Raw genomic sequence first — 26,416 nt, 5'->3', positions numbered from 1 at the left:
AATACAGCTAATTTTGGGTAGTTTTAGTACGATTATTGACAAATTGAACCGTTTTACGAAGCGGTATTACACCAGGGTACTTCTTAAAGGAACACTCCTTTTTTTATCCCTGGGCCTTCTCTTTATGTTAATAATTTTAGGCGTGGAATACCTCCTATGGTTAGGCTCCAATGGGCGATTGATGCTTTTGGTGTTATTTATTGCCATTGAATTCTTTTTACTGTTTCAGTACATCCTGACACCATTGTTTTATCTCTTCCGCTTAAAAAAAGGTCTCAGCAACAAACAGGCTTCCTTACTTATTGGCAAACATTTTCCCGAAGTAGGGGATAAATTGTACAACTTATTGGAATTAGCGGATGATCCCGCCCAATCGGAACTTCTATTGGCCAGTATTGACCAGAGGTCGGAGAACCTGAAAAGCATTCCCTTTACCAAGGCGATAAACTATAAAGATGGTTTGGTCTATGGCAAATACCTACTTATTCCCCTGATACTCTTAGGAGCGCTTTGGCTAACAGGGAACCTAAATTCTTTTTTTGGGTCATACGACCGGGTTGTCAACTATAAAGTGGCCTATGAACCTCCGGCTCCATTTACCTTTAAGCTACTCAACAACTCCCTGACTGTTCTAGAGAGTGAACCTTTGAAAATACAAGTCATTACTGAGGGCAAGATAAAGCCCCTTGAAGTCTATATGGTGATGGATGGGAAAGAAATCCTATTAAAATCGCAAAATGGTGTTCATAGCTACAACCTAAGCACCCCTTTGATGTCTACAGACCTTTATTTTATATCAAACGGTATAAAATCTCGTGTTTACAGCCTTAAGGCCCTAGAAACACCTGTCATACAGTCCTTTAACATGTTATTGGAATTTCCAAAATACTTGAATAAGCCCAATGAATTGGTTAGGAGTGGCGGAAATGCAACGATACCCGAAGGCACAAAGATCAATTGGCGCATTGTGGGGGAGGACATTAATACGATCTTAATGAAAACGAAGGATACGTCCTTTCAATTTGAAAATAAGGGCACTGACCATATATTGAATAAAAGAATATATCAAGATTTTCCCTATACGCTATCTACCTCCAACTCACATGTAAGCAACTACGAAGCCCTGGATTATAATATAACCGTAATTAGGGATGCTTATCCATCCATAGCCGTAGAAGAAGTAAAAGATTCATTAAATCCAAACATCTCCTTTTACATTGGTGAAGCCTCGGACGATTATAGTATTTCCCAAATCACCCTGGTCTGTTATCCACAAAACAATGGGGACAAAAAACAGATATTAAAGCTGCCAATCTCTAAGTCAAATTTTGACCAGTTCTATTATACCTTTCCAAGTGGTCTAAACTTAGAACCGGGACAGAACTATGATTTTTACTTCCAAGTGACAGATAACGATGCTATCCACAATGGTAAATCTACCAAAAGTAAAGTATTTAGCACTAAGGTTTTGAACGCAGATCAGCTCAACAAAAAAGAATTGGAAAATCAACATAGCATCATTAAAAACATGGATAAATCCTTGACCAAATTTAAAAGTCAAAGGGAAAAACTAGAGGAGATTAACAAGGAGCAAAAAGAAAAAAGCAACTTCAATTTTAACGACAAAAATCAAATTTCAGATTTCCTGCAAAAGCAACAACAACAGGAAAAGTTGATGCAAAAATTCAGCAAACAACTAAATGATAATTTAGAAAAAACCGGTCAAGATAAAGAGATGAACAAATTGCTTCAGGAACGTTTGGAGCGGCAGGAAATTGAAGCCAAAAAGAATGAAAAATTATTGGAGGAACTAAATAAAATCGCCGATAAGATAGACAAGGAAGAGCTTGCAGAACGTTTAGAGCAAATTGCTAAAAAACAACAAAATAGCGAACGTAATCTAGAGCAATTGTTGGAACTTACCAAACGGTATTATGTCCAAGAAAAAGCGTCTCAATTGGCCAAGGATCTCGAAGATCTGGCCAAAAGGCAAGAAGCGCTTTCTAAAAAGCCAAAGGAGGGCTTATCTCCAGAACCCCAGAACTTTTTAAATAAAGAATTTAAGGAGTTGGCCAAAGAGTTGGAAGATTTACAGAAAGATAATAAAGCACTTAAAAAACCAATGTCCCTGGACATAGATTCCAACAAAAAAGAGCAGATCAAAAAGGATCAAAACGACGCTTTAGAGGAGTTAAAAAAGGAATCAGGAGATTCTCAATCTTCCAAAGAGGAACAAAAAGAAAATTCCGCAAATAAAGCTGCGAAAAAACAAAAAGCGGCATCTGATAAAATGCAGCAGATGAGTGAAGCGCTAGAACAATCCAGTTCTTCAAGTGATGGCGGTTCTACCATAACAGAAGACGCTGAAATGCTAAGACAAATTTTGGACAACCTCGTTGTTTTTTCCTTTAAACAAGAAAAACTGTATGACAAATTAGCGAAGCTGGACGAAGATGTGTCACAGAGCTCCCAAATAATAAGAGACCAACAAGAGCTAAAAAATCTTTTTGAGCATGTAGATGACAGTTTGTTTGCACTTTCTTTAAGGGTGGTTGACCTCACAGAAATCGTAAACGAACAGATTACCGAGGTCTATTATAATGTAGACAAGGCCCTTGATAATTTGGCGGAAAGCAGAACATACCAATCCCTTTCTTCCCAGCAATATGTTTTGACCGCATCCAATACCCTTGCCGACCTACTTGCAAATATCTTGAATAATATGCAGCAAAGCATGCAATCCGGAAAAGGGTCTAGTTCCGAAGACGGGGAGCAGGGTTTCCAATTACCTGATATCATAAAAGGTCAGGGAGAATTAAAAGATAAGATGGGCCAAATGGAAAAAGGAGGCAAAAGTCCATCCGATAAAGGCGAGGGAGAATCAGAAGGCAAAGGCACAGAAAAGGGCAAGGGCCAAAAAGGAGGTGAAGGCGGCCAGGGAGAAGATGGCCAACAAGGAGAGGGAAAAGATGGAAAGAAAGGCAAAAACGGATCCACTGGCGGACAAAATGGCGAAGGAAATGGGGAAGACAATGAAAAGGAATTACAGGAGATTTATCAAATTTACAAGGAGCAACAATTACTGAGGGAACAACTCGCACAACAATTGTTGGATATGATCAATAAAGAAGACCGGGATTTGACCAAAAAGTTACTCCAACAAATGGAGGATTTTGAAAACGACCTTTTGGAAAACGGCATCACCAAACGCGGTATAGAGAAGATCAACAATATCCAACATGAATTGATGAAACTTGAAAATGCGGTTTTAAAACAAGGACAAAAATCCGAGAGGGAAAGCAACACCAATAATCGTAATTTTACGAATCCCATTACGACCAAACCATCAGAGCTAGAGAATTATAGGAACGATATCGAAATTTTAAATAGACAAGCATTACCTTTGCGGCAAATTTACAAGGAGAAGGTAAAAACCTATTTTAAAAAGAATGATTGATTTCCACTTTGAAACCGACTTTGAGCTTGAGGATACATCCAAGTATTCCGATTGGGTAACTAGAATAATAACCGCCCACAAGCGAAAGCATTCACAGATAGATTATATCTTTTGTGATGATGAGTATCTGTTGGATATCAATCAAAAATATCTGGACCACGATACCTATACCGACATTATCACTTTTGATTATACTGAGGATAAGGTAATAGGGGGAGATATCTTTATCTCTGTAGATAGGTTAAAAGAAAACGCATCCAAATTCAAGGTAGCTTTCAAAGACGAATTGTTACGTGTGATGTCTCATGGAGTATTGCACCTTTTAGGATACAAAGACAAATCTGAAGATGATTCGGATGTGATGAGGAAAAAAGAAAATGAATGTATCAATATGTTCCACGTGGAACAATAAGCCAAATATATGTTTGATAAAGAATATGATGTAATTGTAGTTGGCGCTGGGCATGCAGGAGCAGAGGCAGCAGCGGCCGCTGCGAACCTAGGTTCCAAAACTCTATTGGTAACTATGAACCTACAAACCATAGGCCAAATGTCATGCAACCCTGCCATGGGAGGTATTGCAAAAGGCCAAATTGTTAGAGAGATAGATGCCTTAGGTGGATATAGCGGGATTGTTAGTGACAAGTCCGCCATACAGTTTAAAATGTTGAATAAATCCAAAGGACCCGCCATGTGGAGTCCGAGAACACAAAACGATAGAATGCGTTTTGCGGAAGAATGGAGAATAGCATTGGAGAACACTCCTAATGTTGACTTCTATCAAGATATGGTTTCGGGTCTATTAATAGAAGGAACCAAAGTAGCTGGCGTTAAAACTTCATTAGGACTAGAAATACGAAGTAGGGCAGTAGTACTTACCAACGGAACATTCTTAAATGGTTTAATCCATATTGGCGACAAACAATTTGGAGGAGGCCGTTCAGGAGAAAAAGCCTCAACTGGTATTACAGAACAATTAGTGTCCCTTGGATTTGATAGTGGCCGTATGAAAACAGGAACTCCACCTAGAGTTGACGGTAGATCATTGGACTATTCCAAAATGATCGTTCAACCAGGAGATGCTATTCCAGAAAAATTCTCATATACCCCAACTTCACCTTTAAAGGTTCAGCGGGATTGCCATATGACACATACCAGTCAATTAGTCCATGATTTACTCAAGGAAGGTTTTGACAGATCCCCTATGTTCAATGGAAGGATCAAAAGTTTGGGACCAAGATACTGTCCGTCTATTGAAGACAAGATCAATCGTTTTTCAGATAAGGACAGTCATCAGCTTTTTGTTGAACCAGAAGGATGGAACACTGTAGAAGTTTACGTGAACGGATTCTCCACTTCCTTACCGGAAGATATTCAATACAAAGCATTGAAATCTGTTGTCGGTTTTGAAAACGTAAAATTCTTTAGACCTGGTTATGCGATAGAATACGATTACTTTCCACCAACCCAACTAAAGCACACCTTAGAAACTAAATTGATAGATAACCTTTATTTTGCCGGACAAATAAATGGAACTACCGGATATGAAGAAGCTGCATCACAAGGTTTGATGGCCGGTATTAACGCCCATTTAAAAATCAATGAAAATGACCCGTTTATTCTAAATAGGGACGAAGCTTATATAGGGGTGTTGGTAGATGATCTTATCACCAAAGGTACGGAGGAACCATATCGCATGTTTACTTCCCGCGCAGAATACAGAACTCTTTTGAGACAAGACAACGCAGATTTAAGATTAACTCCAAGAAGCTATGCAATAGGTCTAGCCGATGAAGATCGGTTAAGGAGAATGGAAGAAAAAGAAACCAACTCCAATAAATTTATTGAGTTCTTCAGGGAGACCAGTGTAAAAGCTGAAGATATCAACCCAATTTTAGAAAGCGTTGGTTCGGCACCTGTCAACCAATCAGGGAAGATGTTTAAAGTATTCTCCCGACCCAATGTAACCATGGACCACATGCTACAATTAGAAACGGTTTCTAATTTTGTCAATGAAGAAAACTTTGATAGGGATGTATTGGAACAGGCCGAGATACAAGTGAAATATTCAGGCTATATCGCAAAAGAGAAAAACAATGCTGACAAACTGCAGCGTTTAGAAAACATAAAGATTCCTGAGAATTTTGATTACTCAAAATTAAAATCGCTCTCTTTTGAGGCTAGAGAAAAACTAAATGCAATACGGCCAGTAACAATATCACAGGCATCTCGTATAAGCGGTGTGTCCCCAAGTGATATTAGCGTACTCTTAGTGTTTATGGGTAGATAACAAATCAACCTATACCACAGTATAATAAAAGGGATTGTTCCACGTGGAACAATCCCTTTTTCTTTTCGCCCTAAACTAAAACGACATTCCTTAAAAACTTTATTATAATACAACCTAACAAGATTAGGATGACAAATTTTAAGTATGTTCCACGTGGAACAATTCACTTAATCAACTCAATCTAAATCTAAAAAATATCTTTTCACATTAGCCAGAACCAAGTATCTTTGATCCTTGATGTATAGTATAGTTAATCCCATGAAAAAGAATTTTATCGTAAAGGATCACAGTATAAGCCAGGAAGAATTTTCCTTGGTCTATAATCAAGAATTAGACTATTATATAACATCTCCAGTACCAAACAATTTAGATATCTATTATGAAAGTGATGGATATATTTCACATACCGATTCTACGAAATCCATTCAGGACAAACTCTATCAATCTGTAAAAAAAATAAACCTTAGAAATAAACTCAATTTAATAAATCAATATGCACCTAACACAAAAAGTTTGTTGGACGTAGGAGCAGGGACGGGTGACTTTTTAAAACAGGCACAACTTAATGGTTGGACCATCGCAGGGGTAGAACCAAATCCAAAGGCCAGGAATCTGGCAAAGAAAAAAAATATCACTCTTGTAACTTCTAACGAGGAACTGCCGGAACCCTCCTATGATGTCATCACCTTATGGCATGTGTTGGAACATCTTCCAAATTTAGAAACCAAGATTAGTCAATTGCATAATTTGCTGAAACCAAATGGAACATTGATCGTTGCCGTTCCCAATTTCAAAAGCTACGACGCAAAACATTATAAAGAATTTTGGGCAGCCTATGATGTGCCGCGACACTTGTACCACTTTTCAAGAAAAGCAATTAATAGAATATTTTCTAAATACAACTTTTCCTTACTCAGCACCAAACCCATGCTTTTTGACGCCTATTACGTCTCACTCTTATCAGAAAAATATAAGACTGGCAAGCCTAATTATATTAAAGCGTTTATGGTGGCCACCATCTCCAATATACAAGGTTTCTTCAATAAAGAACATTCTTCCATCATATACGTCCTAAAAAAGACCTAATTCTCATTTTAAGAAGCTCCTTTATGATTTTAAAGGTCCAGTGGGGTGAATATATCTTAATTACTCAAAACAACCCCATACTTCTCCTAATTGATCTAAAATTTATAAGATTAAACAATAGCAATCAATAATAATATAGGTAATCCTTATAATACCTATAGTTTTTAAAAATTGTTCCATTTAAAACTTTACGGCGATTGATATGAAATTGAAAAAGCTTTTCTATTTTAGCCCTCATAAAATTAGAGAAATGAAAAAATTAATTTTTGCAGCTTTTTTATTTACCATCATTGGATGCCAACAGAATAAAATAGCTTTTGTTGACAATGTTAAATTAATGGATGAATATCAGGAGAAATTAGATATGGAATCCAAATTCAAAACCAAGGCAGAAGCTTTGAACAGAAAAAGGGATAGTATTTCCCAAGCCTTTCAAATGGAAGCACAGGCCTTTCAAGGTAAGGCAGAAAAAATGTCTGCAGATCAAGCACAAAAAGAATACGGTATGCTACAGCAAAGAGGCCAAATGATCGGTCAACAATTGCAACAGCAGGAACAAGAGCTACAATCCATTAGTCAAACAGAAATGGATAGTATCATTAGTACAGTTAAAAAAGAAATTAAAGCCTTCGGAAAAGATAAAGGTTATACTTTTATCCTTGGTGGAGGTGAAGGGGGTAGCGTACTTTACGGGGACGAAGCCAAAGATGTAACCAAAGAAGTGTTGGACATCTTAAATGCGAAATACAAGAAATAAACACTCCTTCACAAAAAAAAAGCCCAACTGCATTCAGTTGGGCTTTTTTTTTATTCTCTAATCAACTCTATTCCCTTTTCGATATTCAATTTATCCTTGGGTAAGAAACCCTTTACGATCAAGACCATACCACATATTATCAGTATAAATCCCAACCCTTTTTTTATACGATAAATTCTAGGAGGGGTCAATTTTTTTCTTAATTGCTTGGCTAATAATATTTTGAAAAGATCAGTGACTACATAAGCACCTAACATAGAAGAGAAGAAGACAATCAATCTTTTAGGGTCGTTATCCAAACTTGGTCCAACCACTATCAATACTCCCAACCAGAAAACCAAGACCCCTACGTTGATGAAATTCAATAAAAAACCTTTGACAAAAAGACCAAGATAATCTCCTTTGGTCGCCTTGAGTTTCGGTTCCTTATGTTTCACACCTTTCTTTAAAACAATCACTATCCCATAAACCAATAAAATAGCTCCTCCAAAGACAAATAAACCAGGCTGGTTGCTTAAATTTTCCAATAGCTGGAAACTACTGAAATAAGCGACAATAAGAAAGATGATATCCGCAATTATTACTCCCAAATCAAAACACAATGCGGCTCTGAAGCCCCTAAGGGCACTGGTCTCCAATAACACAAAAAAAACAGGACCTATCATGAAGCTTAGAAAAAAACCTAAAGGAATAGCTGCCTGAATATCTTCTAACATACACTTTTACATTTTCCTAATGGTACCACCAAATACAGTTTTCTCTTCAATTTTAGTTGGGTTACCGTAGACAAGTACTTCCCCCCCGGCTTTAACCACAGCCTTAACATAACTACTTGCATTAATGGAGGCCCTAGATCCAGCATTTACATTAACGGTACTAAATTTTGTTTTAAATTCTTTTCCTTCATAGATACCCCCCGTATTAATAAGCACATCCTGATTATCTGAGCTTCCGGAGGCTTTAATCACCCCACCGGTAACAGTTTTAACCAGTAATTGCTCCACTTGAGCCTTAATAATAAGCTGGGCACCTTCCTGAGCCTTTAACTCCAAAATTTCTTGCTTTATGATATCGTCCGAAGTAATCCTGGCATCTTCATTCACATCTATCACCAATAAATTTTCTGTATAATATACATCGATAAATGTTCTATATCCACTAAAGATCTTACCCACTTCCATGCGGATTTTCAGGACTCCCTCATTGTTTACAATAGCTACTTTTTTGGTGTTTGCACCTGTTATAACCGCTTTGTTCACGGAGGACTTGATAAGGTTTACAGAAATTCCGTCAAATGCCTTTATCTCCTTAAATTTCTGTAACTCTTGGGTAATCTTTTCATTTTGACCACTCGAAATATGAGTCCCAAAACAGATAAAGAATATCCAAAATAAATGTTTCATTCCTATTATTTTTTAAAAGAACAGCTATTTGTACAAATACTATTCCAAAGAATAATTCTTATGCCTTGCCCAACAATGAAAAATCCAAATGACGTTTCATTAGGTCCGTATTCTTAACCATAACTACCACTTCGTCCCCTAATTGATAGGTTTTTTTGGTTTTATCACCCACAATTGCATATTCCTTTTCATCAAAGGTATAATAATCATCCTTTATATCCCTGATGCGAACCATTCCTTCACATTTATTCTCAATAATCTCAACATATATCCCCCATTCTGTAACCCCTGTAATTACTCCGACAAATTCTTGGTCTTTGTGATCGTCCATGAATTTTATCTGCATGTATTTAATAGAGTCTCGTTCTGCATTGGCCGCCAATGATTCCATATTGGAAGAATGCTTACATTTTTCCTCGTATACATCAGCTTTGGCAGAATTGCCCCCGTCTAAATAATGTTGTAACAAACGGTGGACCATAACATCAGGATATCTCCTAATTGGGGAGGTAAAGTGACTGTAATAATCAAAGGCCAATCCATAATGACCTATATTATCCGTGGTATAAATGGCTTTGCTCATACTGCGTATGGCCAGCGTATCTACTAAATTTTGTTCCTTTTTACCTTTTACATCCTCCAAAAGCTTATTAAGGGAGTCGCTGATGTCTTTTTTGCTTTTAAAGTTAAGACTATGACCAAAACGGGATATTATCCCATTTAAAGCCATTAATTTCTCTTCGTTGGGCTCATCGTGTACCCTATAGACAAAAGTTTTTACAGGTTTTTGCTTTCCTATAAACTCAGCAACCTTACGGTTAGCCAACAACATAAATTCTTCAATTAATTTATTGGCATCCTTGCTCTCTTTAAAGTAGACTCCTTCTGGCTCACTATTCTCATTTAAGTTAAACCTCACCTCTACCTTATCAAAGGATATAGCTCCGGCCTTCATACGTTTTTCTCTGAGAATTTTTGCCAATCTATCAAAGGTCAAAGTAGCACTGACCACCTCATCATCTACGGTATAGGAATTTCCCCTAATAGAAACATCTTCAGGAATATTTCCCGAGCCAGTTTCAATAATATGTTGGGCTTCTTCGTAGGCAAATCTTTCGTTGGAATTAATGACAGTTCTACCAAACCATTGATTTATTAGCATAGCCTTATCATCCAATTCAAAGATGGCAGAAAAAGTATATTTCTCTTCATTTGGCCTAAGTGAACAAGCGTTGTTGGATAAAACTTCTGGCAACATCGGTACTACCCTGTCAACAAGGTATACGGACGTAGCCCTTTCATAAGCTTCGTCATCCAATATTGTATCCGTCTTTAGGTAATGCGAAACATCTGCAATATGCACACCAATTTCATAATTGCCATTTTCCAATGTTTGGAAGGATAGCGCATCATCAAAATCCTTAGCATCCTTGGGATCAATTGTAAAAGTCAATACGTCACGCATATCCCTTCTTTTAGCAATTTCTTCCTCTTTAATAGAAGTATCCAGTTTGTCGGCAAAATGTTCCACCTCCAAAGGAAATTCATAAGGTAATCCGTATTCCGCTAGAATGGAATGTATTTCTGTATTGTGTTCTCCTGGTTTTCCAAGAACTTCTGTAATCTCTCCCATAGGAGAATCACGGTCATCTGGCCAGTCCACTATTTTTACAATAACCTTATCCCCATCATTAGCTTTGCCAATTTTATCCAAGGGAACAAAAATATCGGTATACATTCTATGATCAGATGGCCGTATAAAGGCAAACGTTTTTTGAAGATCTACGATTCCAACAAAAGTTGATTTTTTCCTCTCAATAACTTTGGTAATCTCACCTTCCAATTTTCTCCCTCTTCTTCTTGGATAAATATACACATCTACGGTATCTCCATGGAAAGCCTTCTTTAATTTATTGAAAGGGATGAATACATCATCATCCAATCCTTCCACAATAATATAGGCATTACCTCTTCCTGTTATATCTACACGACCTTGATGGTAAGTTTTTGTACTTGGTATTGCTTTGTATTGGCCGGTACCTTCTTCCAGTATCCTTTTTTTCTCTTTCAGTTCAACCAGCTTTTTTATAAGTTCATTTCTACCGTTACCTTCAGTTATATTAAGTTTAGCAGCTATTTGTTTATAATTGAAGCTTTTGCCTTCTTCATTTTCCAACACGGTAAAAATGCCCTTGGTAATTTCATTTCTCTTCTGGCTTTTTGACCTTTTATTCTTCTTTGACATTAATTTCATTTATTTCTGGAAAATTACAAATTATAATCCATTGGAGCTTGTTCTAACAATCATCTTAACTTAATCCTAAGAAAAAAGATATGATGTTATAAACATATATACTATAATATTCTTTTTCTTTTATTAATTTAAAAAATCAATGGTGGTTATTATAGGCTGTTAATAGTCGATATAAAAAAGTGGACAAAAGATTGTATTGTATGGAAATGAAAACTTGTTGACATTTTATACACCCCTTATATTCTTAATTTTATCTTAAAAATCAAGTTATTATAAATTTCATTAACGATTATTCATAACCGTTATCAACATGATTTTCTTAATAGTTTGACCTGTGGATAATGTTAACTTCGAAGAAGAAACGTTTAATATCTTTTTCCTATTTAATCAGAAGTAAATGATGCTAGATCCAATTAATTTTCTAATTGAATTTAAAGGATGGAAATAAAAATTTAGTCGTTACTTTTTATGAGGTTGTTATTAACAATTAACAATAAAACCTAAGATGCATAATTACAGCAAGTTTGGTGAAACTTGAAATTTATGTTGTTAACAACCCGTATTTTGTTGTAAAACCATAGGTTGTTGTACATTTGTATAGGATTAATACGATTATGTTATGAAAATAGCTATTGGAAATGACCACGCGGGAACAGAGTATAAATTGGCCGTTATTGGACTCCTAAAGTCAATGAAAATTGAGGTTCAGAACTACGGTACCGATGGGACGGATAGTGTTGACTATCCTGATTTTGTACATCCGGTTGCCAATGATGTAGAAAATGGCGAAGTTGATTTTGGTATCATTATATGTGGTAGTGGCAATGGAGCTTCTATGACTGCCAATAAACATCAAAAGGTCCGTTGTGCACTTTGTTGGAATAAAGAGATTGTATCCTTGGCACGGGAACACAACGATGCCAATATTCTCAGTTTGCCTGCAAGATACATTTCAATGCCCCAGGCATTGGAAATGGTTAAAACTTTCTTGGAAACCAAATTTGAAGGAGGAAGACACGAAAGAAGGATTGAAAAAATTGCCTGTTCATAATGAATGAGCATCCCAAGGTGATGGTTTGTTGTCATTATAACATGTACAATTCCTTTTATTAAAGGTTACAATGAGGGTAGAAATAAAAAAATTTCAAGAACTAACAGCCAGCCAGCTGTATGATATTCTTCAGCTTAGGAGTGAGGTTTTTGTAGTGGAACAGGACTGTGTATACCAGGACTTGGATGGGAAGGATCAAAAAGCCCTACATATCATTGGTTATAAGGAAAATGAAGTAGTGGCTTATACACGAATTTTCAAAAGTGGGGATTATTTCAATGAGGCCAGTATAGGCAGGGTAGTTGTAAAATCTTCAGAAAGGAAATTTGGGTATGGTGTTGATATTATGAAAGCATCTATTGCCGCTGTTGAAGAATATTTTAATGAAAGCACTATTCATCTCTCTGCACAGTGTTATTTAATTAAATTCTATAATTCACTTGGATTTAAGGAAGTGGGAGAAGAATATCTGGAAGATGGGATTCCCCATATAGGAATGACAAGACAAAAATAAAGGAGGCTCAGGCCTCCTTTTATAATTTTGCAAAGAAATATATTTTATACTTTCATCAAATGATCTCCATCCATATTGAGATCTTCCATTAAGGTATTGGTAAATTTGTAATGGCCTTTGGTAGTGATGATCTTAAAACGATTACTCTTCATTCTGCTCAAGGTATCCAGGAATAACCATTTTGATTTAAGCAGGGAGTGTTTTTCTGATTTTAGACTGATATCGAAAAAATATTTTCTACCATTTTTAATTGCTACTATATCCGGTGTAACCCTCATCCCATTACTCTTTTTTAGATACGATTTAGGATGTTCAAAACCCTCCAGATCTGCTTTAATGGATTCAAAGCCTCTGGATTCTAAATGGCTTATGGATTTCTTTAAAAATTCTTGGTTTTCTAACTTTTCTTCGTGTATCATACCTCATAAGATACTATAATATTATGGAAATACCAATTTAAAGATTTGATTAACAGTATTTTAACGAATAAAGAGAATTTACTAATGCCAAGTGTTTAAGGGGAAAAAATTCTATTTTTTAGATAAAGAATGAAGATTACTCAGCATCCTAAATTTTAGACAATCATTTTACTTGATATATATTTGTGCTCTCAATCTATAAAATTAGTGTCCAATGACCGTATCCGCATTTATGGAAAAATTAAGAAATGATCCACAAGAAATATCGTTCAAGGATACCATGGCCGTTATTGAGGACCATTATTTATTTGAGCCCGTAAGGTTTACCAATGGAAGGCTGGTAAACGAGGCTGGCCAGAATTCTGGATCTTGTAAACTATTTTTTTTTGCTAAACTCCATAATTTGAACAAAGCAGAAGCCCTATCTTGTTTTGGAGACTATTATCGACAAGATGTTTTGGAAAACCCCCATGGGGAAGATCATCAGAACATTAGGAATTTTATGCGAACAGGGTGGGAGGGTATATCTTTTGAAAAGAATGCCCTTATCAAAAAATAATTGTGCTATAAGGCAAACACATCCTTAAACTGGGCCACATTAAACCCATTTTCCAATACTTTTTTATACGCACTGCTATTTTTGTCCAACAAGGGATTGGTATGGTTTACATGGATGAAATGGATCTTGGATTTTTCATTGGGTGATAGGTCCTTAAAAAGTGCCATACTCTCTATTACAAAGGGGTGTGGTATCTGGGTTATATCCCTATTGTTCAATTCTTCCCCATCGTAGAAGGTAGCATCAATAAAGGCTAGATCTACTTTGGAAATAGAGGCAATAATACTGTTATCCCATTTATTCCATTTGTCAATATCAGGAATAAATAGCACTTTTTTGTTCGGGCCAAATATGGTAAACCCAACAGTTTCAGAATACTCGTCCCTGTGCGGTACTATAATTGGGGTAACGCTAAGATGAGGGGTAAGCCTGAGCTCTTCTACTTCTGATATCTCCTTCAGGGTAATATTATTATTGTTCACTAGCTGGCTCCATGGCCCATTCCCTTCTAAGAATGATTTCATTTTCGGCATAGTAAATACAGGAACAGCTTTTGAATTCATGGCTTCCTTTCCCAGATACATAAGACCAGTATAGTGTCCTATATGTGCATGTGTAAGGAATATTCCATCTGGCATTTCCCCTTGTATGGACGTGTCGTAGTTTTTTAGTGCTTTTAGTTGTTTGGAAATATCGGGCGTAGCCTCAAAGAGGTATTTCTTTTTATGATCAGGATCTACTACGCCCAAAGAGACTACCCTTCTTTCTTCACTTGGTTCAAAAAATAGATTTTCACAACAAGTTTTGGTACATCCTATATGAGGTGAACCGGCATCCTGGACAGTTCCCAAAATGATGAGGGAAACTTGGTTTTTAATTGGGGAACTGTTAACGGGTTCCTGTTTTGATTGGGATTTGGACTGATGGTTTTCCTTGCAGGCAACCAAGTTCAATACACTGATAAGAACCAGAAATGATGTCTTTTTAATATTCAATTTTTATATTGTATTTGGCCAAAAGCCCTAAGGCCCCATCGGTTGAGAATTTGGCGTTTTTTAATTTATTCTTTTCCGGATCCATTTGAATATGATTGGAAGTGGAAAAGTCCACGTTTTCCAAATTTGTTCTATCAAAAATGGCATTTCTAAGGTTACATTGATCAAAAGTGGCCCCCAATAAGTTCACCTCTGAAAAATCGGTCCCTTCCAGATTACAATGTACAAATTTCGTTTTGGGAATATTTTTCTGATAAAAGGAGGATAATTGCAAGTTGCACCCTATAAAACTTACCTGAAACAAAAAGTCATCCATCTCATCAAAACGGAGACCCATGAGTTTACAATCCTTAAATATCACATCTCTGAAAGAAGCATTTTTCAGATGTGCCATACTAAAATTACAATCGCTAAAAGTGCACTCCTCAAATATAATATTGGATAGGTAGCAGTTGGAAAAAACACAGTTGTTGAAGGAGCAGGATTCATAGGTCCCTTTTTGTAAAGGGGATTCAAAAAAATTGACGCCCTTAAAAGTTTCCTCTTGAATATACTGGTCCATGGGTTATATGATTTTTTTCGGTTACTAAGAGTATGCCGCATTAGTTATTAGAGAATGGATTCTTTTAATTTTTCTTTTAAATGATCAGATAGACGAAGGGAAAGTGCTACCAGGGTTAGGGTTGGATTAGGGGCGCCAGAGGTGGTATAACAGCCTGAACCCGCTACATAAAGGTTAGCGATCCCGTGTACCTTGCAATTGGAGTCTACCACCCCTTGTTTGGGACTATTGGCCATTCTAGTGGTCCCCATATGATGCCATCCTCCATTTACAGTGTCCGGAAAACTGTCGTCGTTTGGATCTTGAAGGAACTCTAATAGGCGGACTCTTCCCAAATTTGATATCCCCATTTGTTGCCCAATAAGCTCGTATATCTTCCGGATACTTCTTTTATCCAAGGCCGTAAGTTCCCAATGAAGGTGTGCCCTGGGAACGCCAAGGGCATCTAGCTCCGAACCTAGGGTTATTCTGGAATTGGGGTTAGGTGCCTGTTCTATGCGGGTATTGAGCTGATAAGCTTTGGAAATGGCACCCTTATTGTCTTTTTTTGCTTTTTCGGCGGCCAAATCCCAATCCTTCATCATATTTTTCATGGCTTTTTTGGGATTTTCATTGGACCATGAATCCAATTTAGATTTTTGAAGCCTTCCAATAGTTAAGGGGATAAGAGAAGCTGTACCGTTCAAAATACGATGTTCTTTTTGCATTTGTTCGGAAATAGCTAATTCCGCACTGGCTTTGGTCTTCCCAAAGGTCCATGAGTAAAGGTCTGTCGGAAAAGGTTTGGAGAGCCAGAGTTCTGCGGAGGGGACCTCCAGATGTTCCATAAAATAACGTCCCACAAGGTCATTCTCATTGCCCAAACCCTTTTTGGAAATGGAATTAGAGGCCAATAGGAGTCGAGCATTTTGTATGGCACCGCAGGCCATTATAAAATATTTTGCCTTCACGGTATGGGATTTCCCCGTAAGGTTTTTTATGGTTGCTTCCCCAATATGGTTGCCATTGGAATTGACATTTATTTCCGTGACACTGGCATAGGTATAGAGTTGTATGTTTTTGGCGTCAAGTATGGTATCCTTATATATTTTTCCAAATCTGGCCTGGCTGTATTGCCACATTTTGTTCCAAACTACATTTTTGTCCAAAGGAAAGGGGTTCAAATTTGGGAGAACGCGGCGCCAATACTCAAAATTGTAATTATAAGGGCCTAGTTGTAGCGTTTCATGTGCCTTTTTATAAAAGGGATCAAGATCTTTTTTGGTAATGGGCCAACCACTATGGGGTACCCAGTTGCGCTCCGTAAAGTCTATGTTGTCAAACGGTGAGCACATTCCGGCCCAATGCCCTGTTGTTCCCCCAAAATAATGCAACCTACTAGATTTTAAGGGGTAATATTTCTGACCAGAAGTCTCTCCTGCATAGGAATTTTGTACTTCATCTTCATATGAAAATCCTCCTCCCTCCAATAGAATCACCTTAAATGGAGAATTGATCCAATCCAGGGCCATGCTGATCCCTGCAGCACCTGCTCCAATGATGCAGATGTCACCTTCTATGGTGGTATTGGCTTCCAATTCCCGAGCATCTATATGCATATTAGGAGAGATTTGATTCTGAAATGGAAAAAAGGGCACACTGTACCGCCTCTGTTTCTGAAAGGATCCAACCGTCTAAAATCACAGTATTCCCAGTTTCGTAATCCTTTTTAACCTCTTGTTCCAACATAGATGCGAGATCATCAGTATCTGTATTTACGTTGTCAGTAAGAAAATCTTGTAATTTCTCTTCTAGGCCGTTATCGGGAAACTGACTACAATACATCCTCCCCATTTCTACAATATCCGAGGGCTCTAAAATAGTGGTCAGAATTCTAGGTTCGTAAAGTGGATTTTTCTTCTCATTGCTTTTTTTCCATATACAGTAAGACGGAACGGCCACAGTTGCAAGTCCGGCCAAGGAAAGCAAAAAGAAATTACGTCTTTTCATTTTGGTTGGTTTATTGTGGGGGAAAAGTTACTAATATCCCGATACCTAAAAACTAATTTTAAAAAAGAATTTCGAGGGGGTCTCAAATTAAATGAAAACATTCCTAAAGATAAAAAATACCATGGAAATTAAGTGTATCTTCAAGTATGCAGAAATCGACAATTCGACTTTCAGCTAAATTTTGATGGTATAAAAAGTTAAAAGCATGTTATTTTGTTTAACAAAATGTAAAAATATATAAACATTTTGTAAATTTACCATGTACATGTTAATATCGACTTAAGAAAGTATGTACTCCAAAATTTAATACATAAATTGCTATGTTCGGATTATTCAAAAAGAAATCAGAAAAAGAAGTTCTTCAGGAAAAGTATCAAAAACTAATGAAGGAGGCACACGCCCTTTCCACCACTAACCGAAAGCAAAGTGATGAAAAAGTATTTGAGGCCGAAGAAATTATGAAGCAATTGGAACGATTAGATTGATGTCAACACAACTATTAAATAATTCTTCTATGGATATAATGGATAGAGCTTTGGAGTTTGAACAACGCAAAACTTCATTCAAATCTACTAATGACCGCATTGTTGCCTCTAGGGAGGTAAAAGAACTTATTCTTGGTCTTAATGAGGTTTATAAGGAAAAAAATGACAGTAGAATCATGGATCTCATGAAACGACTGACCCTTATTAAACAAAAAATTGAGAAGCGGCTAAAAGGAAATTTGTCAGCGTAAAAATCCGGTAATGCACCCTTTAAAATCTTTGGCCAAGAAATTGGTAATGAATAAAACTCCAATGGACAAAAGTGCTCCAGTGGAGGCTTCTGCCGTATATACGGTTAAATGGAATTTCAAAAATACCTGTTGGATGAAAAGTTAGGCTATTGGAGATATTTGAACCATCCGTAGACCCCATGAGTTCAAAAATCGTCGATTTTTTAAAGTAATTAACAATCGGAAGTAGGTTTACAAAAATTATGGGCACTACAAAAAAACCAGATCAAATAGTTTTTAATGAGGAAGACCAGCGCTATGACGCTGCTTTAAAGCCTTATGCCACAGGAGTGGGGGCACCAAAGATCACCGCTACGGACACTGTAGCCTGGAAAAACAAGAACATTCACAAGGTCAACCATCATATCAACACCAAATATGTTGAGCTAAAGGCGGCCTATGATGAAATGATGGAGCAGTTTGAATATAATAATTTAATCTATGGGGCCCGGTTTAATTTTGAACCCGTAGTAGGTGAAACATATCATTTATATAGGGATAAGAAGCAGGAACCTTTTTTATCCGTAATAGCGCCCCACGAATGTAGTTTTGATTATGTGGGCAGTTTTAGGCTGAACGCAGATCAAATGTGGGAGAAAATCAACTTGGTTTCAAGGAAATAAAAAAACAAGATGAGAACAGCGTTTAACGAAAGGGAATTGGATAGGATCATAGAAATGGCATGGGAAGACCGCACGCCCTTTGAGGCTATTGAATTTCAATTTGAAATTCCAGAAAAAGAGGTCATAAAATTGATGCGTACCAATCTTAAAGAAGGTAGTTTTAAGCGCTGGCGTAAAAGGGTCAATAGCGGGGTAAGCCAAAAGCATCTTAAGAAGCGCAATCCTGAGATTAGCAGGTTCAAAAGTTCCCGCCAAAAGGCTATCTCCGGGAATAAAATCAGCAAAAGATAATAATCTTAAAAAATAAAACCCAGGATTACCCGGGTCTTATCATTGGTGTTTATCTAATGGTCATTACACTGCTAATTCTAGAAGCTACTGTCTTTCCATGGCGATTACTTTAGGGCTAAGTCCACTCAGGTCTTCCCGAAACATCCATAGTTCCGATTGCATGCCGTTTGTGGTTTCGGCCATCACATTTAAAAATGATTCCCAACTATCTTCTCCATGCACAGCTTCAAAATCCTTTGGAAAGGTATCTTCCCTTCCCAAAAAGCTCATTTTATCAAAAAAATCAACAAAGGCAAAGTCCCTTCCATCCTTACTATTTGGCATTTCATTCGTATACATGCCATAAGGTTCGTTGGCATATTTAGCTTTCATCACTGCGGCTACCTTATCGAGCTGTTCTAAAAATTGTTGTTCTTTAAAAGACACCATATCCAACATCATTACTCTTAAATATTTCAAATTGAAATCTTTTGGAAAGTTTGATAGGGCCGGATGGAATCTCCAATACGTTTGATCACCTTCCGCCATGGTATAGGGCAAAACATTGGTATTCCAATCCTCGTCATGACCTTCTTTGGCCGGTCTTGTATCCATAGCACTCCAGGGCAATGGCCCCATGACCCACATATATTTACCCACATTGGTGCCATTGGAAATCCAATAGACTCTTGCCCCATAAGCACCTTCCGCATGGTACTTTTTGTTGTGGGCAGCCACCCCTTTTTCAAATTCTTTGATCTTTGTCGGGTTTGCCGTAATCATTCCATTTTCAATAACGGGATATTCCGTTGTGCTCTGTGATACTACCAATAATGGTATTAGCAATATCGAAAAGATTAGTTTTCTCATTTGATCTATTTTAATGGTTACTGTTTATTTATAGGCGATAGCGGCACTTGTAGGGCCCGCCAAGGGAATTACCTCTGTTTTTTGAAAACCGGCATCCTTGGCCCATCTTTTAAATTTAGAGGCAGTAAAATCGTATCCTTCATAGGTTTCAATCAGCATGTTCAAAGACATTAAGAGTCCAAATACATTTTCTTTTCTCTCATCGTCAATTAGGTTTTCCAACACCACCAATGCCCCTCCTTTGGGCAGGGCCTGGTACGCCTTGGAAATCAATAGTTTTTTATCTCTAGTCCCCCAGTCATGAAGTATGTTTCCCATCGTGATCACATCAACGCTTGGAAAATCTTCATTAAAAAAGTTGCCGGAAACAATCTTTATTCTTGGGGAATAGTCCATTTCCTCCAATTTCTCTTGCGCAATTTCCGATACCTTGGGCAAGTCAAAGGAAATACATTCCATATGGGGGTGGTGGGTAGAAACCTGCATAGATAATTCACATCCTGCCCCCCCAATATCACAAAGTGTTTTATAATTTGAAAAATCAAAAGATTTGGCAAAAGAGATAAAATTTCCCATTTGAAAACCTCCCATTGCACTGATAAACTGTCGCAGTCTTTTTTCATTGGAATACAAGACCTCAAAAAAGGGCATATTTCCATTTTTAACCTCATTTTGGGGAAGTCCCGTCTTTAAGGCATCCTCCAAATTATTCCAAAAAGGATATAGTCTGTTGTTTCCCATTTCCAACATGCCTCCTATATATGTGGCTTTGTTCTTGTCAAGATATAGGTCGGTCTCCGCGGTATTACTGTAGACGGCAGTTTGCTCCAATCCTTTTCTATTTAAGAACCCAAGGGCCACCAAGGCATCTAAAAAATCATAAAGGCTCCTTTCGTTCAATTCCAAGTGTTCCTTTATTTCCTTTGCAGTCAGTGCCCCCTTGGCCAAATGGGTAAACAGCCCAAGATTAACTGCTGTCAGAAGCGTTTTTGATGCCCAAAAGCCCATTCCGGTTTCTATGATTCTGGACGGGCTTATTTTTGTCTTTGTGCTGGTTTCCATAGCTTTATTTTTAAGGGTTTATGCTGGGGATACTCTTGCGCAACATCAATGTGGGTCTGTCACGGCTGTGATAATTACGTATACAAATACGTTAAAAAAAACCTAACGAACTTTCTGATTTTTTCCCCCCGAAAACAAATCAAAATAGAATCTCCGTTAGGCTTTTTTTAATTTCTTACTGGGGCGTTGGCATTGTATAGCCCAGCTGTTTGTATACTTCCAAATTATCCGAGAATGCATTTTCTTGGACGACTTTACCTTCTGGGTTAAAAGTCCAGACACTCAACCCGTGTGTTTTTATTTTTTTGTTCGTTGCTGGATTGCCCATAAATTCTCCTGTATTGGTTCCGGTTACGGTCCAATTTATATAGGCTGTATTCCCCATAATGACAGAATTGTCCGCAACTACTTTAAAATCTGGGAAAGCACCATGGTAGAGATCCATAAAACCACCGTATTCCTCGGGATTATTCGCCACACGAAGTCCGTTCCCGTTCCTTATGAAATCTTTGACCGAAATGGATTCAAAAAGTGCTTTGTCATTTTTGTTCCAAGCTTCGACAACTTTTTGAATGGAGGATAACACTGTTTTTTCATCGACAGACATATTGTTCAAGGAATTCATTTCCATGGTAAAGGCGGTCAGATCATACATTCCGAATTCCTCTTGTATCTTTCCATCTTCTATATTGATGCTCAGATGTACCGGGATTGTAAACTCTTTTCCATTGGCTGCGATAACTCCTCTCCAGTTTCCCCAAAAATTGACCCAAGTCTTGCCTTCATCGGTAAGCACCTTTTCGTAATAAATTGGGTCATCATCAAATTGATAAGAGGATAGGGCTGAGAGATTTGTCTTAAAACCGTCCCGTGTTTCTGCAGGGGTAGTTGAAGTTTCTTCCCAGGTATTATGGTGGATCTTTGCGGTATCTGCATAATGGGAGATCCAATTATCCCAATCCCCAGCTTCATAATTTTGAATTAGTTCCTTGACCAGGTCTATTTCGGGTCCTGTGGTCGAATATCGTTCGGGTCCTTTGCTCTGGCATGTAATAAAAAGGATGGCTATGATCCCAATAGTGATTATTTTTTTCATGGTTTTTTATTTTTTTGCGTCTGTTAATTTAGTTTGAAGGGGAATAGGCCATATCAGGTCTCATTTCTCCAACATATTCCTCATATTTCAATAGGTTTTTATAGAGCTCTCCCATTATTTTTTTGCCCTCTTCCCCCAAAAGGTCTTGGTTTTCCTTTGCACTAACGGCATAGTCCACGGCATCTTTGGCCGCAACAGCGACCATATAAAACTCTCCCTTGGTCCCAAAACCGCTCTTGTATACCCGGTATTCTACCTTGGAATTTTTACTGGCCCAGAGTGCCTTTATCGCTTTCATTTTTTCTTTGACTATATCGCGATTTTCAGGTGTTATGTATAAATAATGGAATTTTCGGTAATTTTTTCCTTCTGGAGTTTGGGTCATGCCACTTGGCATATAGGACAGATCAGAATCTAAGTGAATCACATAGTCATGCTCTATATCATAACATTTATCCATTCTCTTAAAGAGGTCCGACATTGCATCGCCCCCCATTTTTTCCGCAAGGGTGCTGAAGACCTTTTTATCCAAGTCGGCCATGTTGGAGATGCCGCCTACATAAAGATAGCGGGATCCGGATAAGGTTGATACTATAAAATCAGCTTCTGTGATATTATACTTTTTCATATTGGAAACTAGTTCTTTGCATACGGTCTCATATTCCATGACCATAGATGGTTTTACCACATCTTCGTGTATCCAAAAAGACTTCATACTGCTTTCTTGTGCAATACCCGCTAAGGGCAACAATAGAATTAGTGCGGCAGTTAAAATGGTTTTCTTTAGTAGTGTTTTCATAATTATTTTGGTTGATTAATAGATGTTTTTTGCTCAGGTGGACTCAAATGATAGCCCAATTGTTGCATAAGGCTCAACTCGTTGAAATAGGTGTCTTCCTTTAACAGTATCCCATTCTTATCAAACGTGAGATGGCTTAATCCGCTTATTTTAACTTTCTTGTGGGTGGGGGCACATTCACCATAAATTCCAGAGTTCAATCCCGTAAAATGCCATTTTAAAAAAACTTTGTCCTCCTTGAGGGACATGTTTTCCAAAGAAACCTTCATATTGGGGAATCCTTTGGCAAATACGTTGATATGTGCCTGTAGCTCTTTTTGTGTGGCCACCACTTTAATGCCGTTTAAGGTGCGGATGTAGGTAGAAGCGGTAATTGCATCTAAGGCAGCACCATCATTTTGGTTCCAACAAGAGGTAATGTAGGTGTCAATATTGTTTTTAACAAGCTGCTCGGTTTGTTTCCTTTCCTGCTCCATTTGCTTGGTAATACCGTTACAGGAATAACCAAGAAAAAAAGATATCATAGTAAAAGTGAGCAGTGCTTTCATAAAGCGACACATTAATAAAAATAAAAAGGGGAGACTTTGGATTACTTAAGTAAAGACTTTAATACTATAAAAGCAATCGTGTTGGGACGAGTGCCATTGATTTATTACCGAACCTAGGCATTTCATTATCAGGGGGTTTACATTATTAATATTTGTACCTTTAAATACCTAGGATCTTGCCGGAATACGTTTAAATGAATGGAAAAAGCTATTCTAAAATTGATTTGTATCACGGTATTGGCCATTGGAAACAATGCGCTCTCCCATGCGCAAATCTTTGATTTTAACAAAGAACACCCTTACCAACAAATTTTTGTAGAAACGGATAATTTCGGGAGCTCTTACCTCAATGTTCTGGAGGAGGGACTTACATCCATCGCCAATGACACGGTAAAGCTGAAGGTAATCAACGATCTGGCATATTATTGGCACACCCGTAACCTAAACACTGCCTTGGAATTTAGTGAAAAGGGCATCTTGCTTGCAAAAGGGTTGGGAAATACGCTATGGGAAGGAAGGTTACAGGTGACCCAAGGGGCTATTTTACTTAGAATGGAGCGTTTGAATATGGCGGAACAGTTACTTCAAGAGGCAAAATCCAAGGTAAAACAAGTGGACCTCCCCTTTTTAAACACCCAACTTGGATATGTTTTTGAGCGTAGGGGAGATTTGGGGAAGGCGGCGGAATTTGCCATGGAAACGATGAACCTTGGAGTAGCATTAAAAGACAAATGGGCCATTGCCCAAGCCTACAGTGATTTGAGCAACATATTTTGGAAACAATCAAAATTTGAGATTGGATTACAACACGGCCTAAAATCGGTTCGTCTATTTAAGGAAAGGGGCATCAATGATCTCGATTATGGTTTTGCCCTTTATGTGGTTGGAAACAACTATTTGGGGACAGCGAACTATGAAAAGGCGTTGGAATATTATAAACAATCCAACGTGATTGGTGAACGCTATGGTTTTTACAACAATCTGGCAGATGTCTATATTTCCCTGATAGATCTTTATTCCTTCATGGGGAAATTCGATGAAGCAGATAGGGCAGGAAGTTCGGCCATTAAATACTCAAAACTGCTGGACAATCAGTTCTTATTGATGCGTTCATGGCTATCTCTTGGCAAACTTCAAATTTTGGAGGGGAAATATATCTCGGCTATTGAAAGTTTGGAACGGTGTTTAGTTATTGCAACAGATGACTTTGGAGATATTTTCTATCTCAGCCAGGCTTATGAGGCATTGGGCAGGGCGTATGCCGGAAACCACAATTACCAAAAGGCATATGGAGCTTTTGAGCAGTATGACAAACTGGAAAAGGAGATTTTTACAGCTGAGGCCGATCAACGAATTTCCCTGCTTCAAACGCAATATGATGTGGCCCAAAAGGAAAATACGATTCAGCTACAGGAAACCAGGTTGATCCAACAGAACATAAGACAGAAATTTATGACCATTGCCATTGTCCTCTTTATGATGTTTTTGGCGATGGGCTACGTGGCCTTCAAGAATAACCGAAAAAAAAATAAAAGGCTGGAAGAACAAAATTTAGAAAAGGAGTATCTTTTAAAGGAGGTGCACCACAGGGTCAAAAACAATTTAGAGATTATATCCAGTCTCTTAGCGCTTCAGGCTTCACAGTTAAAGAACAATACCCTAAGCTCTGCCATGCAAGAGATACAGAACAGGGTATACTCCATGAGCATGATCCATAAGAGGTTGTACCAGGATAGAAATTTGGCCGCCATTGATATGAACGATTATTTTAAAGATTTGGGTACCCATGTGCTGGAATCGTTCGGGGCCGAAAATAGGATCAAGATCAACTATGGAATTAAAAATATAGAACTGGATATGGATACAGCAGTACCCATTGGCCTAATCGTGAATGAATTGTTGACCAACAGCTTTAAATATGCTTTCCCAAACAACAGAAAAGGTGTAATAGAATTGATCATGGAGCGTGAATATGATGGTCTCATGGTTTTGAGCGTCGCCGATGACGGGGTGGGCCAAAAACAAGAAGAACATGCCAAAAACAAAGGATTTGGAAAGCACATGATTGACTTGCTTGTACATCAATTAGACGGACAACTTACCTATGAAAATACTAAAGGAATAAAGGCCACGCTAAAATTTAAGTGGCAACACCCTTAAATGGTCTGAAGCCGTTCCATAAAATTTTTCCGGTATGATTTGCTCAAGGGCACTGCTTTTTTGGCAATAACCACATGGGTATTGGCTACTTCATCTACTTGGGACAGATTGATGACGTACGATCTGTGAATACGTATAAAGTGTTCTTGTGGTAGTTTTTTATCCAGGTCCTTTAAGGTAACGACCAATAAAAAGGATTTATCACAGCAATAGATCCTGGAATAGTTTCTTTCGGCTTCAATATACTGGATGTCCTTGATTATAATTTTCACCATTTTTTCATGATGCCTCACAAAAATACGGTCTTCCAAGACAATCGTTGAACTAGCGGGTTTTGGCAAAGAAGGATCTGCATATATATCGCGCAGACTGTTTTCGGCAGTCAGCTCTATGGCGTGTTGTAAATCTAATTTTTTAAAGGGTTTGGAGATGAAGGCGTGCGGATGGGTTTCTTTTGCTCTATTGAAATGCGCATCATCTGTATTGGCCGTCAGAAAAATGATAGGTAGCTTATATAGCTCCTTAATTTTTGCCGCCGTTTCAATGCCGTCCAAGTCGCCTTTTAACTGAATATCCAGTAAAACAATATCTGCCGAATGTTCTTTTAAGTGAGCTAAAGCTTCCTCTCCCCTAGGGAAAACGCCTCCTATTTCGTAGCCCAAATTTTGTAGTTGCAAGGAGATGTTTGCCGCTATCAGCATCTCGTCCTCTACTATAAGAATTTTTATTTGTTCCCCCATAGGTATCAGCTTTTAGTAACTAAATAGGGGATTTTTATACTAAGCAGTTAAGTAAGATACACATAATCAGAAACATAACCATGAGAATGATTGTGTTTTTTATAATGGTTGTCCTACCCAAAAATAGCAATGCCAAT

The 26,416-nt window shown here is 37.8% G+C and carries 28 protein-coding genes; 14 read left to right on the top strand and 14 right to left on the bottom strand.

The genetic code is table 11. From position 1 onward, the window contains the following. Nucleotides 1-142: 142 nt before the first annotated feature. The 5 genes from ABXZ32_RS05075 to ABXZ32_RS05055 all read left to right on the top strand — a co-directional run bounded on the left by ABXZ32_RS05075 (nucleotide 143) and on the right by ABXZ32_RS05055 (nucleotide 7,590). The gene (locus tag ABXZ32_RS05075) at nucleotides 143-3,457 is read left to right on the top strand and encodes a hypothetical protein (RefSeq protein ID WP_354617586.1); all 3,315 of its coding nucleotides are present in this window, start codon (nucleotides 143-145) and stop codon (nucleotides 3,455-3,457) included. After that, nucleotides 3,450-3,869 carry an rRNA maturation RNase YbeY gene (gene ybeY, locus ABXZ32_RS05070; RefSeq protein WP_354617585.1) on the top strand — a complete coding sequence of 140 codons (420 nt, stop codon included), beginning with the start codon at nucleotides 3,450-3,452 and terminating at the stop codon, nucleotides 3,867-3,869. Before ABXZ32_RS05075 ends, ybeY begins: the two co-directional genes overlap by 8 nt. A 9-nt stretch (nucleotides 3,870-3,878) precedes the next feature. Further along, the gene (mnmG, locus tag ABXZ32_RS05065) at nucleotides 3,879-5,747 is read left to right on the top strand and encodes a tRNA uridine-5-carboxymethylaminomethyl(34) synthesis enzyme MnmG (protein ID WP_354617584.1); all 1,869 of its coding nucleotides are present in this window, start codon (nucleotides 3,879-3,881) and stop codon (nucleotides 5,745-5,747) included. A 258-nt stretch (nucleotides 5,748-6,005) separates the two neighbouring features. After that, nucleotides 6,006-6,833, top strand: a complete 828-nt coding sequence (locus ABXZ32_RS05060; RefSeq protein WP_354617583.1) for a class I SAM-dependent methyltransferase — start codon at nucleotides 6,006-6,008, stop codon at nucleotides 6,831-6,833. A gap of 250 nt (nucleotides 6,834-7,083) precedes the next feature. Further along, on the top strand, nucleotides 7,084-7,590 hold the full coding sequence (locus tag ABXZ32_RS05055; RefSeq protein ID WP_354617582.1) for an OmpH family outer membrane protein: 507 nt from the start codon (nucleotides 7,084-7,086) through the stop codon (nucleotides 7,588-7,590). A gap of 50 nt (nucleotides 7,591-7,640) precedes the next feature. Here ABXZ32_RS05055 and ABXZ32_RS05050 read toward each other — a convergent pair whose 3' ends face one another. Genes ABXZ32_RS05050 through rnr form a run of 3 tightly spaced genes read right to left on the bottom strand, consistent with a single transcriptional unit; the run spans nucleotide 7,641 to nucleotide 11,238 of the window. Beyond that, on the bottom strand, nucleotides 7,641-8,306 hold the full coding sequence (locus ABXZ32_RS05050; protein ID WP_354617581.1) for a LysE family translocator: 666 nt from the start codon (nucleotides 8,304-8,306) through the stop codon (nucleotides 7,641-7,643). A gap of 6 nt (nucleotides 8,307-8,312) precedes the next feature. Beyond that, nucleotides 8,313-8,993 carry a head GIN domain-containing protein gene (locus ABXZ32_RS05045; protein ID WP_354617580.1) on the bottom strand — a complete coding sequence of 227 codons (681 nt, stop codon included), beginning with the start codon at nucleotides 8,991-8,993 and terminating at the stop codon, nucleotides 8,313-8,315. A 58-nt stretch (nucleotides 8,994-9,051) separates the two neighbouring features. After that, nucleotides 9,052-11,238: a ribonuclease R gene (rnr, locus tag ABXZ32_RS05040; RefSeq protein WP_354617579.1), complete on the bottom strand. Its 2,187-nt coding sequence runs from the start codon at nucleotides 11,236-11,238 to the stop codon at nucleotides 9,052-9,054. Nucleotides 11,239-11,866: 628 nt separating this feature from the next. Between rnr and rpiB the strand changes: the two genes are divergently transcribed. Further along, nucleotides 11,867-12,298 carry a ribose 5-phosphate isomerase B gene (rpiB, locus tag ABXZ32_RS05035; protein WP_354617578.1) on the top strand — a complete coding sequence of 144 codons (432 nt, stop codon included), beginning with the start codon at nucleotides 11,867-11,869 and terminating at the stop codon, nucleotides 12,296-12,298. A gap of 70 nt (nucleotides 12,299-12,368) precedes the next feature. Beyond that, nucleotides 12,369-12,812, top strand: a complete 444-nt coding sequence (locus ABXZ32_RS05030; RefSeq protein WP_354617577.1) for a GNAT family N-acetyltransferase — start codon at nucleotides 12,369-12,371, stop codon at nucleotides 12,810-12,812. A gap of 44 nt (nucleotides 12,813-12,856) precedes the next feature. On the opposite strand, the gene ABXZ32_RS05025 is transcribed toward ABXZ32_RS05030, so the two are convergent. After that, complete coding sequence (locus tag ABXZ32_RS05025) at nucleotides 12,857-13,231, bottom strand: hypothetical protein (RefSeq protein ID WP_354617576.1); 375 nt, start codon at nucleotides 13,229-13,231, stop codon at nucleotides 12,857-12,859. 214 nt (nucleotides 13,232-13,445) lie between these two features. Here ABXZ32_RS05025 and ABXZ32_RS05020 point away from each other — a divergent pair, with 214 nt between their 5' ends. Then, nucleotides 13,446-13,790, top strand: coding sequence for a HopJ type III effector protein (locus tag ABXZ32_RS05020; protein WP_354617575.1), 345 nt, complete (start codon nucleotides 13,446-13,448; stop codon nucleotides 13,788-13,790). A 5-nt stretch (nucleotides 13,791-13,795) separates the two neighbouring features. Here the strand turns inward: ABXZ32_RS05020 and ABXZ32_RS05015 are convergent, their stop codons facing one another. Genes ABXZ32_RS05015 through ABXZ32_RS05000 form a run of 4 tightly spaced genes read right to left on the bottom strand, consistent with a single transcriptional unit; the run spans nucleotide 13,796 to nucleotide 17,336 of the window. After that, nucleotides 13,796-14,785 (bottom strand): MBL fold metallo-hydrolase, encoded by a 990-nt coding sequence (locus tag ABXZ32_RS05015; protein ID WP_354617574.1) that lies wholly within the window; start codon nucleotides 14,783-14,785, stop codon nucleotides 13,796-13,798. Continuing rightward, entirely contained in the window at nucleotides 14,775-15,347 is a 573-nt protein-coding gene (locus ABXZ32_RS05010) for a pentapeptide repeat-containing protein (protein ID WP_354617573.1), read from the bottom strand. The genes ABXZ32_RS05015 and ABXZ32_RS05010 overlap by 11 nt, the downstream gene beginning before the upstream one ends. 47 nt (nucleotides 15,348-15,394) lie before the next feature. Next, entirely contained in the window at nucleotides 15,395-16,945 is a 1,551-nt protein-coding gene (locus ABXZ32_RS05005) for a GMC family oxidoreductase (protein WP_354617572.1), read from the bottom strand. Between the two features lies 1 nt (nucleotide 16,946). Beyond that, entirely contained in the window at nucleotides 16,947-17,336 is a 390-nt protein-coding gene (locus ABXZ32_RS05000) for a hypothetical protein (protein WP_354617571.1), read from the bottom strand. A 320-nt stretch (nucleotides 17,337-17,656) separates the two neighbouring features. Here ABXZ32_RS05000 and ABXZ32_RS04995 point away from each other — a divergent pair, with 320 nt between their 5' ends. The 5 genes from ABXZ32_RS04995 (at nucleotide 17,657) to ABXZ32_RS04975 (ending at nucleotide 19,025) form a co-directional block, all read left to right on the top strand. After that, nucleotides 17,657-17,821: a Lacal_2735 family protein gene (locus tag ABXZ32_RS04995; RefSeq protein ID WP_354617570.1), complete on the top strand. Its 165-nt coding sequence runs from the start codon at nucleotides 17,657-17,659 to the stop codon at nucleotides 17,819-17,821. 29 nt (nucleotides 17,822-17,850) lie between these two features. Beyond that, entirely contained in the window at nucleotides 17,851-18,072 is a 222-nt protein-coding gene (locus ABXZ32_RS04990; protein ID WP_062059171.1) for a hypothetical protein, read from the top strand. Between the two features lie 10 nt (nucleotides 18,073-18,082). Then, the gene (locus ABXZ32_RS04985) at nucleotides 18,083-18,217 is read left to right on the top strand and encodes a hypothetical protein (RefSeq protein WP_354617569.1); all 135 of its coding nucleotides are present in this window, start codon (nucleotides 18,083-18,085) and stop codon (nucleotides 18,215-18,217) included. 97 nt (nucleotides 18,218-18,314) lie between these two features. Beyond that, nucleotides 18,315-18,734, top strand: a complete 420-nt coding sequence (locus ABXZ32_RS04980; protein WP_354617568.1) for a DUF2452 domain-containing protein — start codon at nucleotides 18,315-18,317, stop codon at nucleotides 18,732-18,734. Nucleotides 18,735-18,743: 9 nt separating this feature from the next. Next, on the top strand, nucleotides 18,744-19,025 hold the full coding sequence (locus ABXZ32_RS04975; protein WP_354617567.1) for a TIGR03643 family protein: 282 nt from the start codon (nucleotides 18,744-18,746) through the stop codon (nucleotides 19,023-19,025). Between the two features lie 84 nt (nucleotides 19,026-19,109). On the opposite strand, the gene ABXZ32_RS04970 is transcribed toward ABXZ32_RS04975, so the two are convergent. The 5 genes from ABXZ32_RS04970 to ABXZ32_RS04950 form a co-directional block, all read right to left on the bottom strand. After that, entirely contained in the window at nucleotides 19,110-19,874 is a 765-nt protein-coding gene (locus ABXZ32_RS04970) for a hypothetical protein (protein WP_354617566.1), read from the bottom strand. 24 nt (nucleotides 19,875-19,898) lie between these two features. Then, nucleotides 19,899-20,936 carry a methyltransferase gene (locus ABXZ32_RS04965; protein ID WP_354617565.1) on the bottom strand — a complete coding sequence of 346 codons (1,038 nt, stop codon included), beginning with the start codon at nucleotides 20,934-20,936 and terminating at the stop codon, nucleotides 19,899-19,901. Between the two features lie 175 nt (nucleotides 20,937-21,111). Further along, on the bottom strand, nucleotides 21,112-22,032 hold the full coding sequence (locus tag ABXZ32_RS04960; protein WP_354617564.1) for a nuclear transport factor 2 family protein: 921 nt from the start codon (nucleotides 22,030-22,032) through the stop codon (nucleotides 21,112-21,114). Nucleotides 22,033-22,060: 28 nt separating this feature from the next. Next, on the bottom strand, nucleotides 22,061-22,831 hold the full coding sequence (locus tag ABXZ32_RS04955; RefSeq protein WP_354617563.1) for a hypothetical protein: 771 nt from the start codon (nucleotides 22,829-22,831) through the stop codon (nucleotides 22,061-22,063). Between the two features lie 2 nt (nucleotides 22,832-22,833). Then, nucleotides 22,834-23,379: an ester cyclase gene (locus ABXZ32_RS04950; protein WP_354617562.1), complete on the bottom strand. Its 546-nt coding sequence runs from the start codon at nucleotides 23,377-23,379 to the stop codon at nucleotides 22,834-22,836. Between the two features lie 198 nt (nucleotides 23,380-23,577). Between ABXZ32_RS04950 and ABXZ32_RS04945 the strand changes: the two genes are divergently transcribed. Continuing rightward, nucleotides 23,578-25,539 carry a sensor histidine kinase gene (locus tag ABXZ32_RS04945; protein ID WP_354617561.1) on the top strand — a complete coding sequence of 654 codons (1,962 nt, stop codon included), beginning with the start codon at nucleotides 23,578-23,580 and terminating at the stop codon, nucleotides 25,537-25,539. Here ABXZ32_RS04945 and ABXZ32_RS04940 read toward each other — a convergent pair. Next, a complete protein-coding gene (locus tag ABXZ32_RS04940; RefSeq protein ID WP_354617560.1) occupies nucleotides 25,536-26,279 on the bottom strand; it encodes a LytR/AlgR family response regulator transcription factor in 744 nt (247 codons plus the stop codon). The two genes, ABXZ32_RS04945 and ABXZ32_RS04940, sit on opposite strands and share 4 nt — an antisense overlap. Between the last annotated feature and the right edge of the window lie 137 nt (nucleotides 26,280-26,416).

Origin of the sequence: Sediminicola luteus (assembly GCF_040566555.1) — a bacterium.
Classification (GTDB): Bacteria; Bacteroidota; Bacteroidia; order Flavobacteriales; family Flavobacteriaceae; genus Sediminicola.
The sequence above is the reverse complement of the archived record's forward strand: the minus strand, read 5'-3'. Positions and strand labels throughout refer to the sequence as shown.

Bases quoted from the DNA above. Each gene is read 5' to 3' on its own strand.
- rnr (WP_354617579.1), bottom strand. From the start codon at position 11,238: ATGTCAAAGAAGAATAAAAGGTCAAAAAGCCAGAAGAGAAATGAAATT.
- ABXZ32_RS04990 (WP_062059171.1), top strand. From the start codon at position 17,851: ATGGATATAATGGATAGAGCTTTGGAGTTTGAACAACGCAAAACTTCA.
- mnmG (WP_354617584.1), top strand. From the start codon at position 3,879: ATGTTTGATAAAGAATATGATGTAATTGTAGTTGGCGCTGGGCATGCA.
- ybeY (WP_354617585.1), top strand. From the start codon at position 3,450: ATGATTGATTTCCACTTTGAAACCGACTTTGAGCTTGAGGATACATCC.
- ABXZ32_RS04945 (WP_354617561.1), top strand. From the start codon at position 23,578: ATGGAAAAAGCTATTCTAAAATTGATTTGTATCACGGTATTGGCCATT.
- ABXZ32_RS04970 (WP_354617566.1), bottom strand. From the start codon at position 19,874: ATGAGAAAACTAATCTTTTCGATATTGCTAATACCATTATTGGTAGTA.
- ABXZ32_RS05055 (WP_354617582.1), top strand. From the start codon at position 7,084: ATGAAAAAATTAATTTTTGCAGCTTTTTTATTTACCATCATTGGATGC.
- ABXZ32_RS05020 (WP_354617575.1), top strand. From the start codon at position 13,446: ATGACCGTATCCGCATTTATGGAAAAATTAAGAAATGATCCACAAGAA.
- ABXZ32_RS04960 (WP_354617564.1), bottom strand. From the start codon at position 22,032: ATGAAAAAAATAATCACTATTGGGATCATAGCCATCCTTTTTATTACA.
- ABXZ32_RS05060 (WP_354617583.1), top strand. From the start codon at position 6,006: ATGAAAAAGAATTTTATCGTAAAGGATCACAGTATAAGCCAGGAAGAA.
- ABXZ32_RS04980 (WP_354617568.1), top strand. From the start codon at position 18,315: ATGGGCACTACAAAAAAACCAGATCAAATAGTTTTTAATGAGGAAGAC.
- ABXZ32_RS04950 (WP_354617562.1), bottom strand. From the start codon at position 23,379: ATGAAAGCACTGCTCACTTTTACTATGATATCTTTTTTTCTTGGTTAT.
- ABXZ32_RS05050 (WP_354617581.1), bottom strand. From the start codon at position 8,306: ATGTTAGAAGATATTCAGGCAGCTATTCCTTTAGGTTTTTTTCTAAGC.
- ABXZ32_RS05045 (WP_354617580.1), bottom strand. From the start codon at position 8,993: ATGAAACATTTATTTTGGATATTCTTTATCTGTTTTGGGACTCATATT.
- ABXZ32_RS04995 (WP_354617570.1), top strand. From the start codon at position 17,657: ATGTTCGGATTATTCAAAAAGAAATCAGAAAAAGAAGTTCTTCAGGAA.
- ABXZ32_RS05025 (WP_354617576.1), bottom strand. From the start codon at position 13,231: ATGATACACGAAGAAAAGTTAGAAAACCAAGAATTTTTAAAGAAATCC.
- ABXZ32_RS04955 (WP_354617563.1), bottom strand. From the start codon at position 22,831: ATGAAAACACTACTAAAGAAAACCATTTTAACTGCCGCACTAATTCTA.
- ABXZ32_RS04975 (WP_354617567.1), top strand. From the start codon at position 18,744: ATGAGAACAGCGTTTAACGAAAGGGAATTGGATAGGATCATAGAAATG.
- rpiB (WP_354617578.1), top strand. From the start codon at position 11,867: ATGAAAATAGCTATTGGAAATGACCACGCGGGAACAGAGTATAAATTG.
- ABXZ32_RS05000 (WP_354617571.1), bottom strand. From the start codon at position 17,336: ATGAAAAGACGTAATTTCTTTTTGCTTTCCTTGGCCGGACTTGCAACT.
- ABXZ32_RS04985 (WP_354617569.1), top strand. From the start codon at position 18,083: ATGCACCCTTTAAAATCTTTGGCCAAGAAATTGGTAATGAATAAAACT.
- ABXZ32_RS04940 (WP_354617560.1), bottom strand. From the start codon at position 26,279: ATGGGGGAACAAATAAAAATTCTTATAGTAGAGGACGAGATGCTGATA.
- ABXZ32_RS05005 (WP_354617572.1), bottom strand. From the start codon at position 16,945: ATGCATATAGATGCTCGGGAATTGGAAGCCAATACCACCATAGAAGGT.
- ABXZ32_RS04965 (WP_354617565.1), bottom strand. From the start codon at position 20,936: ATGGAAACCAGCACAAAGACAAAAATAAGCCCGTCCAGAATCATAGAA.
- ABXZ32_RS05010 (WP_354617573.1), bottom strand. From the start codon at position 15,347: ATGGACCAGTATATTCAAGAGGAAACTTTTAAGGGCGTCAATTTTTTT.
- ABXZ32_RS05030 (WP_354617577.1), top strand. From the start codon at position 12,369: ATGAGGGTAGAAATAAAAAAATTTCAAGAACTAACAGCCAGCCAGCTG.